Here is a 13,327-nt window from a genome sequence, read left to right as displayed (position 1 = left end):
GCTTCACTTCTCCGTGTCTCCGGTGTTCTCGGTCTTCCACTTCTCGACGTTCCACCAGGGGCCGGAGGCCAGCCCGTGGTCGTGCGGCTCGACCTGGGTGGTGAGGGGGCCGAAACGGTCGTCGACGACGTAGAGGTGGTCGATGTGGGTGAGGAAGGTGTAGCCCGGGTTCTTCACCAGCTCGCGCTGGACGGTGTCGTACGCCTTCTTGCGCTCGGCCTTGTCCCCGCTCCTGCGGCCGGCCTCGATCGCGGCGTCGACGGCCTTGTTGTCGTACCAGGCCATGTTGTTGAAGCCGTCGCCCGCGAGGGAGGACTTCAGCAGGGTGTACTGGTCGAAGTCCGGGTCGGCCGGGGAGCCGCCGCCCGCGAGCACGGCGTCGTGCTTCATCCGGGGCTCGATGACCTCCCAGGTCCCGGCCTCGGTGCGGATGTCGATGCCCGCCTTCTTGGCGTCGGAGGCGTAGGCGAGGGCGTGCTCCTGGCGGAGCTTGTCGCCGCTGAGGTACCAGAGCGGGAAGGTGGCGCGGACGCCGTCCTTGACCCGGATGCCGTCCTTGCCGGGCTTCCAGCCCGCCTCGTCCAGGATCTTCTTCGCGGCGGCGAGGTCGTGGGTGCGCTCGGTGCCCCGGGTGAACCACTCGCTGTCGGTGGGGACCGGCCCGTAGGCGGGCTTGCCGCTGCCGTTGAGGATGGCGTCGACCATGGTCTGGCGGTCGACGGCGACATCGAGGGCGCGGCGCACGGCGGTGTCGCCCGCGACCTTGTTGTTGGTGGGGAGCGTCACCGTACGGTAGTCGTAGCTGTCGGCCGCGTAGGTCTTCCTGCCCTTGTCGTTCGCGAAGCCCTTGGCGAGGTTGGGCGGCAGGATCGCGCCGTCGAGGTCGCCGGAGCGCAGCCGGGTGGCGCGCACGTCGTCGTCCTTGATGATCGCCATGGTGAACTTCTTCACCTCGGGTTCGCCGCCCCAGTAGTGGGGGTTGGCGGTGAAGCTGAGCTTCTCGCCCTTGGACCAGTTGGTGAGGACGTACGGTCCGGTGCCGACGGGCCGGGTGGTGAAGGCGCCGGTGTTGACGTCCTGCTCGCCCGCGATGTGCTCGGGTGCGATGGGCAGGACGGTGCGCTGGGCGAAGGGCGCGTAAGGGTACTTGAGCGTGAAGACGACGGTGTCCTCGCCCTTCGCGGTGACGTCCTTGACGGCGTCCAGCTCGGTGCGGGAGGGGTTGTTGGTCTTGGCGTCCAGGATGGTCCGGTAGGTGAAGACGACGTCCTTGGCGCCGAACGGCTTGCCGTCGCTGAACTTCACGCCCTGGCGCAGCTTGTACGTGTACGTCAGCCCGTCGGCACTGACCTCGGGGAGGGCGACCGCCAGGGCCGGCTGGAGCTTCATGTCGGCGTCCAGCGCGAGCAGCCCGTCGAAGATCTTCGAGTTGCCGTCCTTGCCGTAGCCGAGCAGGGGGCTCAGGCTGTCGGGCTCGTAGGCGATGCCGACCACGGCCGAGGTGGTCGCGGTCCCGGAGCCGCTCTTGGGGCTGTCCGGGTTGGAGCAGGCTGCCGCGGTCAGGGACAGTGCGGTCACCAGCGTGGCGGCGACCGCCCCGCGTATCGCTCGGGCCGTCATACTCTGCACATCCCTGTTCAAGATCGACTGTTTTTGCGAACAGCATGCAATTAAACAGGATGTAAAAGGCCCTGGTACACCCCGCCTCGACAGACGAGACGGGTGCACCAGGGCCGGTCGGCAGGGGAGGTCCGTTCGGAGGCGGGCCTCGCCCGGCTACAGCGAGGTGTCGGCCAGGTCGACGGTGAGCAGGTTCTCGTCCCTCGTCAGGTGCTCGATCGTGATCGAACCGGCCGCGCCGACATAGGCCTCCGTCCCCCCGGTGATCGCGAAGACGTGGGACCACGGCCGGGCGTTCACCGGGGTCTCGGTCACGGCGGGAAGCGGCCGCTGGAAGGCCGTGGCCGCCGTGATCAGGCCGTCGTCGAGGCTCAGGACCAGCGTGGCCAGGACGGACGAGCCGTCCAGCCCGACGACGACCGGCAGGCAGTGCGCGCTCTCGGTGCCGACGCTGACGCCCTGTTCGTCCGACAGGTCGTACCGGACGAAGTACGGGACGCCGACCGTGAGGAGATCCGGGATGTTCGCGCCCGTGCGCCTGCCGGTCAGGACGATCCGGCGGGCCGCCCGGCGCGCCGCGTGGGCGGCCCCGCCCGCCCCGACGACCAGTCCCCCGGCGACGGCCGCCGCCGAAGTCAGCTGCAGAACGCTCCTGCGATCCATGGTCGCCATCACTCACACCCTTGCCGGTCGTGTCCGCCGGAGCGCACGCGCGCCCCACGGACCAACGCGCACCCGGGCGGAACGGGTCGCCTCCCGGGCGTACACCACCGGATCGGACGAGCGTGTCCGACGGCGGTCGCGCGTTACGGGGCGGGCAGCTCCACCAGCTCCGCGACGGCCTCACGGTGACCGCCCGCGGAGCCGAAGGCGATGGAGTCCGCCTTGGCGCGCTTCAGATACAGGTGTGCCGGGTGCTCCCAGGTCATGCCGATCCCGCCGTGGAGCTGGACGCACTCCTCGGCCGCGTGGACCGCGACACCCGAGCAGTACGCCTGTGCCACCGCGACCGCGAGCGGGGCGTCGGGGCTGCCGGTGGCGAGGGCATCGGCGGCGTTGCGGGCGGCGGCGCGGGCCGAGACGACCTCCAGCCAGAGCTGTGCCATCCGGTGCTTGAGCGCCTGGAACGAGCCCACGGGCCGGTTGAACTGGTGCCGTTCGCGGGTGTACCGGACGGTCTCGGTGAGACACCACTCGGCGATCCCGAGCTGCTCGGAGGCGAGCAGTCCGGCCCCGGCGAGCAGCCCGCGCCGTACGGCGGCGGCACCGGCCTCCGGCGGGGCCAGCGGGGTGCCGGTCGCCCCGGAGAGGGTGAGGGTGGCCAGGGGCCGGGTGAGGTCGAGCGGTACGAGGGGTTCCACCGCCGCTCCGGAGGCCGTGGCCTGGACCGCGTACAGCCCTTCGGCGGTCGGGACCAGCAGCACATCGGCCACGGCCGCGTCCGCGATCCCCCGGACCGTGCCGTCGAGCGTGGCGAGGGTGGCCGCCGGGCCCGCGGGCGGGGTGGCGAAGGGGACGGCGAGGACGGCCGTACGGGCCCCGGAGGCCAGCTCGCCCAGGAGGGCGTCGGCCGGTCCTCCGCCCCCGGCGAGGGCGAGCAGGGTCTCGGTGGCCACGACGGAGCTGGTCAGATACGGGGCCGGGGCGACGCTGCGGCCCAGCTCCTCCAGGACCACGGCGGCCTCCCGGTGGGACGCTCCCTGGCCGCCGAGCCGCTCGGGGACCAGGAGCCCGGCGGCGCCGATGCCGGTGGCGAGGGCCTCCCAGAGGCGGGGGTCGTACGGTGTGTCCGCCTCGGTCGCCGCGATCACCGTGGGCGCGTCGGCCCGGTCGGCGAGGAGGGCGCGGACGGCGGAGCGCAGGTCCTCCTCGTCCTGGGAGTAGAGCAGATCGGGGGCGGTGGGCTGGGCGGGCGCGGTCATCGGCTCAGGTCCTTCCAGGCGACGTCCTTGTCGTTACGGGGTTCGGCGGGCAGCCCGAGGACGCGCTCGGCCACGATGTTCAGCAGGACCTCGCTGGTGCCGCCCTCGATGGAGTTGCCCTTGGAGCGGAGGTAGCGGTAGCCCGCGTCCCGGCCGGTGAAGTCGACCAGCTCCGGCCGGACCATGGTCCAGTCGCCGTACAGCAGCCCTTCGTCACCCAGCAGTTCGACCTCCAGGCCGCTGATCTGCTGGTTGAGGCGGGCGAAGGCGAGCTTCATGCCCGAGCCCTCGGGGCCGGGCTGTCCGGCGACGAGCTGCTGGCGCAGCCGCTCCCCGGTGAGCCGGGCCACCTCGGCCTCCACCCACAGGGTGAGCAGGCGCTGGTGGGTGTCGTGGGTGCGCAGGTCGGGACGGTCACGCCAGGTCTGCGAGACCGGGCCGATCATGCCGCCCTCGCGGGGGATGCGGGAGCCGCCAATGGAGACGCGCTCGTTCATCAGCGTGGTCTGGGCGACCTTCCAGCCCTCACCGACCGGGCCGAGCCGGTGGCCGTCGGGGATGCGGACGCCGGAGAGGAAGACCTCGTTGAACTCGGCCTCGCCGGTGATCTGGCGCAGCGGCCGCACGTCGACGCCGGGGTCGGTCATGTCGCAGATGAAGTAGCTGATGCCCCGGTGCTTGGGGAGGTCGGGGTCGGTGCGGGCGATGAGGATCGCCCAGCGGGCCGCGTGGGCGCTGGACGTCCAGACCTTCTGCCCGTCCACCACCCAGTCGTCGCCGTCGCGGACCGCCCGGGTGGCGAGGGCGGCGAGGTCGGAGCCGGCGCCGGGCTCGCTGAAGAGCTGGCACCAGACCTCCTCCCCCACCCACAGGGGGCGCAGGAAGCGCCGCTTCTGCTCGTCGGTGCCGAAGCCGAGGATCGTGGGGGCGGCCATGCCCAGGCCGATGCCGATGCGGCGCGGGTCGTTGTCGGGGGCGTCGGCGGCGGCGAGTTCGGCGTCGACCGCCTGCTGGAGGGAGCGGGGCGCGTCGAGCCCGCCGAGGCCCACCGGGTAGTGGACCCAGGCGAGGCCCGCGTCGAACCGGGCCTTGAGGAAGTCGGTGCGGTCGGTGGTGGCGGGCGGGTGCGCGGCGAGCAGTGCGCGGGTGCGGCGGCGGAGTTCGGCGGCGTCGACGGCGGGGCTCATCGGGCGCCTCCGGCCACTCCTGCGGGCAGGACGACGATCCGGCCGGTGCTGGTGCCGTCCGCGACGCGCTGCACGGCGTCGGCGGCTCCGGCCATCGGGACACGCTCACTGACCAGCGGCTTCACGATGCCCTGCGCGGCCAGCTTCGTCAGCTCGTCGTGGCAGGCGCGGATGGCGGCCGGGTCGTGGGTGTTGTAGAGGCCCCAGTGGAGCCCGACGATCGAGTAGTTCTTCACCAGGGCGTGGTTGAGCGCGGGGGCCGGGATGCTGCCACTGGCGAAGCCGACGACGAGGACCCGGCCCTCGAAGGCGACGCACTTGACGGACTTGGCGTAGGCGTCGCCGCCGACCGGGTCGTAGACGACGTCGGCGCCGCGCCCGCCGGTGGCCTCCTTGACGGCGGCCACGATGTCCTCGCTGCGGCGGTCGATGACCAGGTCGCAGCCCAGCTCGCGGGCGACGGCCGCCTTCTCCGGTCCGCCGGCGACCCCGATGACGGTGGCGCCCGCCGCCTTGCCGAGCTGGACGGCCGCGCTGCCGACCCCGCCGGCCGCCGCGTGGACGAGCAGGGTCTCGCCGGGCTGCAGGCGGGCGCGGCGGTGGAGGCCGAACCAGCCGGTCTGGTAGCCGATGTGGAGCGCGGCCGCCTCGGCGTCGTCCAGCGCGTCGGGCGCGGGCAGCAGGGCCGCCTCGTCCGCGACGACGTACTCGGCGAAGCCGCCGTACGGCAGGGCGGGGGTGGCGAGGACGCGTCGGCCGTCCTCCGTGGTGCCGCACACCTCGACGCCCGGGGTGAACGGCAGCGGGGGCCGCACCTGGTACTGGCCCCGGCAGAGCAGGGCGTCGGGGAAGTTGACGTTCGCCGCGTCCACCCGGACGAGCGCCTGCCCGTCACCGGGGGTGGGCCGGTCCGTCTCCTCCAGGCTCATCACCTCGCCCGGCTCGCCGTTCCGGTGCACTCGCCATGCCTGCATGAGGGGGCCTCCACAACACTGTCGGCGCTTGTCGGCAGCCACCGCTGCCGCTGGGCATACTAAGCGGTCGCTTGCCTCCCTGGGAACACCCCTGCCCGGCCGACGGGAGGCCTCTCACCCCCGCTTCGGCTTCGCCCGTACGTGCATCCGCTCGCCCTGCGGCCCGAACAGGCTCAGGAACTCCACCGGCCCGTCCCCCGCGGGCCCGAACCAGTGCGGCAGCCGGGTGTCGAACTCGGCGGCCTCGCCCGGCTCCAGCACGAGATCGTGCTCGGCCAGGAGCAGCCGCAGCTTCCCGGAGAGCACGAACAGCCACTCGTACCCCTCGTGCGTCCGCTGCTCCGGCTCCTCGCCGCTCCCGGCCTCCTGCACCATCTTGTACGCCTGGAGTCCGCCGGGCCGGGCGGTCAGCGGCACCATCGTCCGCCCGTGCCGCACGATCGGCTCGGCCCGCACCCGGGGGTCCCCGACGGGCGGGGCGCCCACCAGGTCGTCGAGCGGGACCTCGTGGGCGCGGGCGATCGGGAGCAGCAGCTCCAGGCTGGGGCGGCGCCCGCCGGACTCCAGCCGGGAGAGCGTGGAGACGGAGATCCCGGTCGCGGCGGAGAGCGCGGAGAGGGTGACGCCCCGGTCCTTGCGCAGGCGGCGGAGCCGGGGGCCGACCCCGGTGAGCACGGCGTCGAGTCCGGGGTCGGCCCGGTCGTGTTCCTTCATACCGCCATTGCAGAATCGGCAACCCGCTTTGTCAATCCCGCTTCTCCGGCCGACCGCCCGGTCAGTGGGAGAAGACCTCGAAGGTGACGGCCGGACGGCCGCCGAAGCGGTCGGCCGCGGCGCCCACCATCCCCTCCAGGAAGGAGCGGCAGTACTTCTCCGGCGCCTGCTCGGTCAGCGCCTCGATGTAGGTGCGGTGTTCGAGCAGCGACTGCACGGAGCGCTCGAAGCCGGCCGTCGCGTCCACGGCGTGCGTGGGCCGGTCGCTGCCCGCCACGGCGCTCCAGCGCACCCCGCCCCAGGGCTCCAGCCCCTGTTCGGTCAGCTCCGGGAAGATCCACCGGTTGCCCGCGTCGGCCACCGCGTCCAGCGTGGCCCGGCCGACCGCCCGGTGGTCGGGGGTGTTCCAGGCGACACCGCCCCAGGTGTCGCGGTGGTTGAGGGTGACGACGAGTTCGGGGCGGTGGCGGCGGATGGCGGCGGCGATGTCGCGGCGCAGGGCGGTGCCGTACTCGATCACCCCGTCCCGGTGGTCGAGGAACTCGACCGTACGGACTCCGACGACGGCCGCGCTCGCCCGCTGCTCCCGCTCGCGCAGCGGGGCGCACTCGGCGGGCGGCAGGCTGTCGATCCCGGCCTCGCCCCGGGTGGCGAGGAGGTAGACGACCTCGCGGCCGCCGTCGGTCCACTCGGCGACGGCCGCGGCCGCGCCGTACTCCAGGTCGTCCGGGTGGGCGACCACCGCGAGGGCGCGGCTCCAGTCGGTGGGCAGGGGTTCGAGTCGCTGCTGGGTCATACGGGCAGGCTACCGACGATCATGCGAGGGGGCCGTGACCCGTGGGTCCGGGGGTACGAGAGGGGAATGCGGGTCGGCCGTACGGTGCTGGAGAAACGTAGTGGCCGGTCCGGGGACACGTACGAGTCCCCGGACCTCCCGCCGCCCGTCCGGCCGTCGAAAGGAACCCCCACCCGTGACCACCCCCGCCTCCCTCTCCCCCGCCCAGGCCGCAGCCCGTCTGGAGGAGTTCACCGTCATCGACGTACGGGCCCCCGGCGAGTACGCCGCCGGCCATGTGCCGGGCGCGCTGAACATCCCGCTCGACAAGCTGCCCGAGGCCCTGCCCGCCCTGAAGTCGGCCTCGGCACGTGGTTCGCTTCTGGTGGTGTGCGCCTCCGGGGTCCGTTCCACCCGGGCCTGCGAGATCCTGGCGGGCGCGGACATCGAGGCCGTGACGCTGACCGGCGGCACCTCCGCCTGGGAGGGCGACGGCCGTGGCCTGGACCGGCCGGAGGGTGCCCGCGCGGTCTGGCCGATGGAGCGGCAGGTGCGGCTGGCGGCCGGTTCGCTGGTGGTGGCCGGGCTGGTGGCGGGCATCCGCTTCCCGGCCGCGCGCTGGCTCTCCGCCGGTATCGGTTCGGGCCTGGTCTTCTCGGCCGTCACCAACACCTGCGGCATGGCCTCCGCCCTGTCGAAGCTGCCGTACAACCGGGCCTCGCGCTCCGGCACCACGGATCTGGGCGCCACGCTGGAGGCGCTCCAGCGCTGACGTCCGCCGCGCCGCCGGTCAGGCTTCGCCCCTGACCAGCGCCAGCAGCCGGTCGAGGACGCGCGGTCCGCCGGCCCGGACGCCGTCGTGCTCGTACTCGTTCGTCACCCAGGTGCGCAGCCCCCGGATCGCGGCGGCGGTGCGCAGCGAGTGGCCGGTGTCGACGTACATGTCGTCGTGGTAGACGGCCGCGGCGACGGGCACCTCGTTGGCGGCGAGCCGCTCGGGGTCGTAGAGGACGGGCCAGTCGGTCCGCGTCGCGAGGAGTTCGGCGGTCTCGCGCAGCGGGCGGAGCGCCGGGTCGGCCTCGAAGTGCCAGGGGTGGATGGTCTCCCCGGTGAAGAGGAGCGGCCCGCCCGCCAGGGCCGTGGCCGCGTCGAACCGGGGGAACTCGGCGCGTACGCGGTCGGCGGCCCAGCCGGTGGCGCGGGGGCCCTGTGCGTAGATCGCCTCGTGGAGCAGGGCGTAGAGCGGGTGCCCGGCGAAGGAGGTGGCGGAGCGCAGGCCCTCCTGGAAGGTGTCGGAGAGTTCGGTGCCGTGCGGGGTGCGGACGAACGCGTTCTCCAGCAGGTAGTGGAGCTGGTGGCTGCCGCTTCCGGTGCCGAGCAGGATGCCGAGCGACTGGAACAGCTCAGGGGTCAGCCGGTGGCCGGCGCTCTCGGGGCGGTGCTCGGCGAGGTGCCGGGCGATGGCACGGGCCCGGTCGACGTCCTGCGGGTAGCGGGCGTAGTGCGCGGCGACCTTCCGTTCGATACGGGGGTAGGCGGCCCGGTAGACGTCGTCCGCGTGTGCCTCCAGCGAGGGCAGTCCGCCCGTGATGAGGACCGCCGCGAGCCCCTCGGGTGCCGAGGAGAGATAGCGGACCGCGCAGAACCCGCCGAAGGACTGGCCGAGGACGGTCCAGGGGGCACCGCCGGTGACCTGCCGCCGGATGGCCTCGCAGTCGCGGACGATGGCGTCGGAGCGGAAGTGGGCCAGGTAGTCGGCCTGCTCGCGGGGGCCGCCGCGGAGCGGGAGGGTCTGCCGGTTGGCGGGGGTGGACAGGCCGGTGCCGCGCTGGTCGAGCAGGAGCACCCGGAACTCGCGCAGGGCCCGGCCGAGCCAGGCCTCGGTGCCGGTGAACCGGCGGGCGCCGAAGCCGGGGCCGCCCTCCAGATAGACGAGCCAGGGCAGGGCCTCACCGGAGCGCCCGGCGGCCACGGCCTCGCGCCCGTACACCTCGATCCGCTCCCCGCCGGGGTCGCTGTGGTCGAGGGGGACGGTGAAGCGCCGGTCGGTGAGGACGACGCCGGGCTGGCGGTAGCTGGTCACGGATGCTCCTGGGTCGGGGGCCGGGCGGTCCTGGTCGAAGGCCCAGTCCAGCACATGGCCGGTGGTGTACGGCGAAGGGGCGGCCACGGCGATGTGGCGGACGGGTGCCCCGGACGGTCCCGGCCCGTGTGCGCCGCGCCCGGGGCGCTCCTACTGTGCGGACATGATCCGGTTCGAGCAGGTCGGCAAGGTCTATCCGGACGGCACGACGGCGGTCGACGGGCTCTCCTTCGAGGTGGCGGAGGGCGAGCTGATGACGCTCGTCGGCCCGTCGGGGTGCGGCAAGACGACCACGATGATGATGGTGAACCGGCTGATCGAGCCGACCTCGGGCCGGATCCTGGTGGACGGCGAGGACATCGCCGGGGTCGACCCGGTGAGGCTGCGCCGCCGCATCGGCTATGTGATCCAGCAGGTGGGCCTCTTCCCGCACCGCACGGTCCTGGACAACACCGCGACCGTCCCCGCGCTGGTGGGCTGGAAGCGGGCGCGGGCCCGGGAACGGGCGGCGGAGCTGCTGGACCTGGTGGGGCTGGACCCGAAGACGTACGGCCCGCGCTATCCGGCCCAGCTCTCGGGCGGCCAGCGCCAGCGGGTGGGTGTGGCGCGGGCGCTGGCGGCCGATCCGCCGGTGCTGCTGATGGACGAGCCGTTCGGGGCGGTGGACCCGGTGGTGCGGGAACGGCTGCAGAACGAGTTCCTGGCCCTCCAGGAGCGGGTGCGCAAGACGGTCCTCATGGTCACGCACGACATCGAGGAGGCGGTCCGGATGGGCGACCGCATCGCGGTGTACGGGAAGGGGCGCATCGAGCAGCTGGACACCCCGGCCGCCGTGCTCGGCACCCCGGCGACCCCGTACGTGGCGCAGTTCGTGGGTTCGGACCGGGGGCTGAAACGGCTGTCGGTGACCGCGATCGAGGCGGAGGACCTGGAGGAGCCTCCGGTGGCCCGGCTGGACGAGTCGGCGGCGGTGGCCGCGGACCGGCTGCGGGCGGCGGGGGCCCGGTGGGCGGTGGTGCTGGGCACGACGGGCGAGCTGCACGGCTGGGTGGCGGCGGACGCGCTGCGGTCGGCCGGGGAGCGGGGGACGGTGGGCGCGCTGGCCCGCCGGATGGAGGCGTGGGTGCCGGTGGGCGCCCCGCTGAAGCAGGCGTTCAGCGAGATGCTCCAGCACGACGCGGGGTGGGTGGCGGTGCTGGACGGGGACCGGTTCCTGGGGGTCCTGACACCGGCGAAGCTCCATGAGGCGCTGCGCCGGTCGGTGGACGCGGACGCGCAGGGCGTGGGGCGCGAGGAGGTGGACTTCGACTCGGTGGCGGACGCGTGAGAGGGCGGCCGGCCGGGGTCCTGGGTGATCAGGGGCGGCCGGGGCGGAAGCGATCTCCGGGCTCCGGTCGCCCCTCGTGTCTCCTCTTGAGGGAGCCCTCGTGTCTCCCTTGAGGGGGGCGGTCAGTTGAGGGGGCGGTCAGTTGAGCAGGGCGCGGACGAGCGCACCGAACGCACGGCCTATCACCCCGAGCGCCCCGGTCTCCACCACGACCTCCGCCACATCGCTACCCGCGTCGGCCGCCTCCGCTCCGTGTTCCTTCAGCCGGCAACGGCGGCATACACCTCGCCGCAGCCGCCCCCGTCGCGTGCACCGGGTGCACGCCTTGCGCAAGATCCCCATGAGGTCAGGATCTCACCCGGGCCCACTGGGGCCGGACGTCACCCCACGCGCCGGTAGCTGCTGCCGTCCCGGGTACGGGCCAGCAGCCCGCCCTCGACCAGATGGCGCCGCAGCGCCGAGCAGTCCTCGTGGACGGTGAGCAGCGCCTCGTTGACCTCCCGCTCGGTGTACGGGCGGTCGGGCTCGAACAGCGTCCCGGCGAGGTGCGTCAGCAACTGCTCCAGCCGGGCCCGCCTGCGGGGGATCGTGGTCAGGCGGCCGTGCGAGAAGAGGGCGGTGACCTGGTGCGCACGGCGGACGGAGGGCTGCGGCGGGAGGGTCTCGTGGAGGGACATGCCCCGACCCTCGCAGCCGCCCGGCGAGCGGGCAACGCGTTTTCCCGGCGATGGAGGGGTACCGCCCCCACCTCCGCCCGGTCTTCGAACGGCTCCGGGAGGAGCACCGGTCCATCGCCGCCGTGCAGGCGGCGCTGGCGGCACTGCCGGCGGGAGTCGCCATCGCGGAGCCGGACCGCTTCCGCGCCGAACTGGAGCGGATGACCGAGCAGTTGACAGCTCATCTCGCCTATGAGGAGGCCGAGATCCTGCCCCTGCTGACGGACGTGCCGTGGCCGCCCGCGCCGTGAGTGCTCACTCCTTCGGGATGAGCTTCTTCGACTCCAGGTAGTTCCGCGCGACGTCTTCGGGCAGCCTGCGCCAGCTGTCGACCTGTTGGTTCATGGACGCCAGGTCGGCCGTGGTCAGGACGGTGTTGAGCCGGCCGAGGGCGTCGCGCACCCGGTCGCTCCCGGCGCGGGCCCGGTTGACGACCGGGACCACGTAGTCCGCGTTCTGGAGCTTCTTGTCGTCCGCCAGTAGGACCAGCCCGAACCGGTCGAGCGTGGCGTCGGTGGTGGTGGTCAGCACCATCTGGTCCTGGCCGTTCTGGACGGCCTGCTTGGCCGGGGTGGTGCCGACGCCCTTGGGGTCGACGGCGACGATGTCGATGCCGTACGTCTTCCGCAACCCGGGGGCGCAGTAGGGGCGTTGTACGCACTCGTCGCCCGCCGCGAGGCGCACCGGGAGCTTCGCCGCGCCGAGGTCGCTCAGCGTCCTGAGACCGTGCTTCCGCGCGTAGGAGGCGGCGACGGCGAAGGCGTTCTGGTCGACGGCCCGGCCGGGGTCGAGCACGGTGAGCCCGCGCGGGGCGGCGAGCGCCCGCAGCGCCTTCATGGTGGCGGCGAGGTCGGGCGACCCCACGGGGGTGGCGTCGGCCCCGTTGGCCTTGGCGTTCAGCCAGTCGGCGAAGGTCGCCGCGTACTCCGGCACGACGTCGATCTGACCGCTCTCCAGGGCGGGTTCGTAGATCTCCCGGTTGGTCACGGAGAGGATGTCGGCCGCGTATCCGGCGCGCTCCAGCAGCAGGGCGTAGAGCTGGGCCAGCAGGTCGCTCTCGGTGAATCCGGCCGAGCCGATGGTCAGTTCCCTGCTGTCGCCGGGCGGTGCGGTGACCTCTCCCCGGTTCTCCAGGCTGGGGCCCGTGGCACAGGCGGTGGCGGTGGCGGTCAGGACGACGAGCCCCGCGACCGCCCGCCGGGCGAGGGCGCGACTCAGGGTCGCGGCCCGGTCCGGGATCGTGGCGGGGCTCGGGGTCGTGGCTCGGTCCGGGGTCGTGGCTCGGTCCGGGGTCATACGGCCTCCCTGCCCCGGCGGGGCGCCAGCCGCTGCCCCGCCTCGAAGAGGCTCTCGACGAGCAGGGCGAAGACCGCGACCAGGATCGCCCCGGCCACCACCTGCGGGGTGGAGGCGAGGTTGAACCCCGCGGTGATGATCCGGCCGAGCCCGCCGCCACCGGCCAGGGCGGCGAGGGTGGCGGTGGCGACCAGTTGCACGGCGGCGATCCGGACGCCGGTGAGGATCAGCGGCAGGGCGAGCGGCAGCTCCACGCTCCACAGCAGTTGGCGGCCGGTCATGCCCATGCCCCGGGCGGCCCGCACGACATCGCGGTCCACCTCGCGCATCCCGACGTAGGCGTTGGTGAGCAGCGGCGGCACGGCGAAGAGGACGAGGGCGATGATCGTCGACCACTGGCCGTACGTGCCGATCGGGGTGAGCAGCAGCAGGACGAGGACGGCGAAGGTGGGGACGGCCCGGCCGATGTTGGAGAGGTTGACGGCGAGCGCGCCGCCCTTGCCGAGATGGCCGAGGACGAGGGCGACCGGCAGGGCGATCAGGCAGCTGATGAGCAGGCAGACGACGGTGAGGAAGAGGTGTTCGCCGAGCCGGCTCCCGATCCCGTCGGGGCCGGACCAGTGGGTGGCCGTGGTGAGCCAGGACCAGGTCTCGGAGAGCGTGTTCACGTCTGCCTCGCCTCTCGCGCGGCGCTCATGCCCGCCTCGCCTTCC

Annotated in this window: 14 protein-coding genes and 1 pseudogene; 3 read left to right on the top strand and 12 right to left on the bottom strand. The window is 73.4% G+C overall.

Translation table 11 applies throughout. From position 1 onward, the window contains the following. Positions 1–3: 3 nt before the first annotated feature. The 7 genes from ACQ9ZG_RS32045 to ACQ9ZG_RS32015 form a co-directional block, all read right to left on the bottom strand. Complete coding sequence (locus ACQ9ZG_RS32045) at positions 4–1,620, bottom strand: ABC transporter substrate-binding protein (RefSeq protein WP_109915416.1); 1,617 nt, start codon at positions 1,618–1,620, stop codon at positions 4–6. Between the two features lie 156 nt (positions 1,621–1,776). Beyond that, entirely contained in the window at positions 1,777–2,292 is a 516-nt protein-coding gene (locus ACQ9ZG_RS32040) for a hypothetical protein (RefSeq protein ID WP_109915417.1), read from the bottom strand. Positions 2,293–2,426: 134 nt separating this feature from the next. Then, positions 2,427–3,542, bottom strand: coding sequence for an acyl-CoA dehydrogenase family protein (locus ACQ9ZG_RS32035; protein ID WP_499281511.1), 1,116 nt, complete (start codon positions 3,540–3,542; stop codon positions 2,427–2,429). Continuing rightward, entirely contained in the window at positions 3,539–4,729 is a 1,191-nt protein-coding gene (locus ACQ9ZG_RS32030) for an acyl-CoA dehydrogenase family protein (RefSeq protein ID WP_084990439.1), read from the bottom strand. The genes ACQ9ZG_RS32035 and ACQ9ZG_RS32030 overlap by 4 nt, the downstream gene beginning before the upstream one ends. Then, positions 4,726–5,703, bottom strand: coding sequence for an NADPH:quinone oxidoreductase family protein (locus ACQ9ZG_RS32025; protein WP_499281510.1), 978 nt, complete (start codon positions 5,701–5,703; stop codon positions 4,726–4,728). Before ACQ9ZG_RS32025 ends, ACQ9ZG_RS32030 begins: the two co-directional genes overlap by 4 nt. A 114-nt stretch (positions 5,704–5,817) precedes the next feature. Further along, positions 5,818–6,417, bottom strand: coding sequence for a helix-turn-helix domain-containing protein (locus ACQ9ZG_RS32020; RefSeq protein WP_028417892.1), 600 nt, complete (start codon positions 6,415–6,417; stop codon positions 5,818–5,820). Positions 6,418–6,478: 61 nt separating this feature from the next. Beyond that, a complete protein-coding gene (locus tag ACQ9ZG_RS32015; RefSeq protein ID WP_018487610.1) occupies positions 6,479–7,213 on the bottom strand; it encodes a PIG-L deacetylase family protein in 735 nt (244 codons plus the stop codon). A gap of 175 nt (positions 7,214–7,388) precedes the next feature. Here ACQ9ZG_RS32015 and ACQ9ZG_RS32010 point away from each other — a divergent pair, with 175 nt between their 5' ends. Further along, positions 7,389–7,964, top strand: a complete 576-nt coding sequence (locus tag ACQ9ZG_RS32010) for a rhodanese-like domain-containing protein (RefSeq protein ID WP_028417893.1) — start codon at positions 7,389–7,391, stop codon at positions 7,962–7,964. Between the two features lie 18 nt (positions 7,965–7,982). On the opposite strand, the gene ACQ9ZG_RS32005 is transcribed toward ACQ9ZG_RS32010, so the two are convergent. Continuing rightward, complete coding sequence (locus tag ACQ9ZG_RS32005; protein ID WP_109916393.1) at positions 7,983–9,275, bottom strand: alpha/beta fold hydrolase; 1,293 nt, start codon at positions 9,273–9,275, stop codon at positions 7,983–7,985. Between the two features lie 163 nt (positions 9,276–9,438). On the opposite strand from ACQ9ZG_RS32005, the gene ACQ9ZG_RS32000 reads away from it, so the two are divergent. Next, complete coding sequence (locus ACQ9ZG_RS32000) at positions 9,439–10,602, top strand: betaine/proline/choline family ABC transporter ATP-binding protein (RefSeq protein ID WP_499281509.1); 1,164 nt, start codon at positions 9,439–9,441, stop codon at positions 10,600–10,602. A gap of 138 nt (positions 10,603–10,740) precedes the next feature. Here the strand turns inward: ACQ9ZG_RS32000 and ACQ9ZG_RS31995 are convergent, their stop codons facing one another. Next, positions 10,741–10,944 carry a hypothetical protein gene (locus tag ACQ9ZG_RS31995; RefSeq protein ID WP_136017033.1) on the bottom strand — a complete coding sequence of 68 codons (204 nt, stop codon included), beginning with the start codon at positions 10,942–10,944 and terminating at the stop codon, positions 10,741–10,743. Positions 10,945–10,982: 38 nt separating this feature from the next. After that, positions 10,983–11,279: a DUF2087 domain-containing protein gene (locus tag ACQ9ZG_RS31990; protein ID WP_109916593.1), complete on the bottom strand. Its 297-nt coding sequence runs from the start codon at positions 11,277–11,279 to the stop codon at positions 10,983–10,985. A gap of 38 nt (positions 11,280–11,317) precedes the next feature. Here ACQ9ZG_RS31990 and ACQ9ZG_RS31985 point away from each other — a divergent pair. After that, positions 11,318–11,569, top strand: a pseudogene (locus ACQ9ZG_RS31985) (hemerythrin domain-containing protein); the annotation flags it as partial. A 4-nt stretch (positions 11,570–11,573) separates the two neighbouring features. Here the strand turns inward: ACQ9ZG_RS31985 and ACQ9ZG_RS31980 are convergent. Continuing rightward, complete coding sequence (locus ACQ9ZG_RS31980) at positions 11,574–12,614, bottom strand: ABC transporter substrate-binding protein (protein WP_375138346.1); 1,041 nt, start codon at positions 12,612–12,614, stop codon at positions 11,574–11,576. After that, positions 12,611–13,282, bottom strand: a complete 672-nt coding sequence (locus ACQ9ZG_RS31975) for an ABC transporter permease (protein ID WP_028417899.1) — start codon at positions 13,280–13,282, stop codon at positions 12,611–12,613. The genes ACQ9ZG_RS31980 and ACQ9ZG_RS31975 overlap by 4 nt, the downstream gene beginning before the upstream one ends. Between the last annotated feature and the right edge of the window lie 45 nt (positions 13,283–13,327).

Origin of the sequence: Streptomyces araujoniae, assembly GCF_050871195.1 — a bacterium.
GTDB lineage: Bacteria > Actinomycetota > Actinomycetes > Streptomycetales > Streptomycetaceae > Streptomyces > Streptomyces bacillaris.
This window is presented reverse-complemented; position numbering and strand designations above follow the sequence as displayed.

What these genes read in the sequence shown, in the direction of transcription:
- ACQ9ZG_RS32045 (WP_109915416.1), bottom strand. Translation starts at nt 1,620, where the DNA reads ATGACGGCCCGAGCGATACGCGGGGCGGTCGCCGCCACGCTGGTGACC.
- ACQ9ZG_RS32040 (WP_109915417.1), bottom strand. Translation starts at nt 2,292, where the DNA reads ATGGCGACCATGGATCGCAGGAGCGTTCTGCAGCTGACTTCGGCGGCG.
- ACQ9ZG_RS32035 (WP_499281511.1), bottom strand. Translation starts at nt 3,542, where the DNA reads ATGACCGCGCCCGCCCAGCCCACCGCCCCCGATCTGCTCTACTCCCAG.
- ACQ9ZG_RS32030 (WP_084990439.1), bottom strand. Translation starts at nt 4,729, where the DNA reads ATGAGCCCCGCCGTCGACGCCGCCGAACTCCGCCGCCGCACCCGCGCA.
- ACQ9ZG_RS32025 (WP_499281510.1), bottom strand. Translation starts at nt 5,703, where the DNA reads ATGCAGGCATGGCGAGTGCACCGGAACGGCGAGCCGGGCGAGGTGATG.
- ACQ9ZG_RS32020 (WP_028417892.1), bottom strand. Translation starts at nt 6,417, where the DNA reads ATGAAGGAACACGACCGGGCCGACCCCGGACTCGACGCCGTGCTCACC.
- ACQ9ZG_RS32015 (WP_018487610.1), bottom strand. Translation starts at nt 7,213, where the DNA reads ATGACCCAGCAGCGACTCGAACCCCTGCCCACCGACTGGAGCCGCGCC.
- ACQ9ZG_RS32000 (WP_499281509.1), top strand. Translation starts at nt 9,439, where the DNA reads ATGATCCGGTTCGAGCAGGTCGGCAAGGTCTATCCGGACGGCACGACG.
- ACQ9ZG_RS31995 (WP_136017033.1), bottom strand. Translation starts at nt 10,944, where the DNA reads ATGGGGATCTTGCGCAAGGCGTGCACCCGGTGCACGCGACGGGGGCGG.
- ACQ9ZG_RS31990 (WP_109916593.1), bottom strand. Translation starts at nt 11,279, where the DNA reads ATGTCCCTCCACGAGACCCTCCCGCCGCAGCCCTCCGTCCGCCGTGCG.
- ACQ9ZG_RS31980 (WP_375138346.1), bottom strand. Translation starts at nt 12,614, where the DNA reads ATGACCCCGGACCGAGCCACGACCCCGGACCGAGCCACGACCCCGAGC.